The organism is Ligaoa zhengdingensis (assembly GCF_014384885.1).
Classification (GTDB): domain Bacteria; phylum Bacillota; class Clostridia; order Oscillospirales; family Ruminococcaceae; genus Ligaoa; species Ligaoa zhengdingensis.
Map to the genome: position 1 here is coordinate 1 of NZ_JACRST010000110.1, position 532 is coordinate 532.

At 48.1% G+C, this 532-nt stretch carries 1 protein-coding gene; it reads right to left on the minus strand.

Annotated features, from left to right (window positions below; translation table 11 throughout):
- Window positions 1-244 precede the first annotated feature (244 nt).
- The coding region (locus H8711_RS14515; protein ID WP_249283918.1) for a transcriptional regulator at window positions 245-532 on the minus strand (288 nt) is incomplete at its 5' end.

A 532-nucleotide genomic window follows, 5' to 3' on the forward strand; every position in this document is an offset into this window, starting at 1 on the left:
AGAAGAATATGCCGCTCTTTATGGCGGTAGGTGTACATTCCGAGCAGATCGTTCAGATTGTCAAGAAAATGGAGATGAATGCCCAGCTCACGGGCAATCTTCAAGGTATCTCTTGTTCCACAGCTTTTGACAATGCTGTTCGCCTTTTTGTATATTTCCTCGGAGCGAATTATCACGGGACCTTCACCCCTTTCATGTTGAAAACAGTCAAAGTAAATCCGTCAAGAAACCGAGACGTAGACAGTTATTCCTCTGCGTCCGTACCGGTCTTCTTGTATTTCTTCGGCGTGTATTTCTCAACATTCCGGGCTTTGGATTCCCAATATATATCCTGCAACGCCTTCATCACCGCATCCTTGTCCTGCTCGGACAGCGTACCGCCCGCAAACAAGCCGGACATCCCTTCAATCAGGTCCTTTGCCTGTTTCATGCCACGGGAGCCGTACTGCTCGGATGCCTGAACCACAAACTCTTCGTCCTCGGTCAGCAGATAGTTCACATCCACCTTGAAGTATTCCGCGATTTTTCTGTA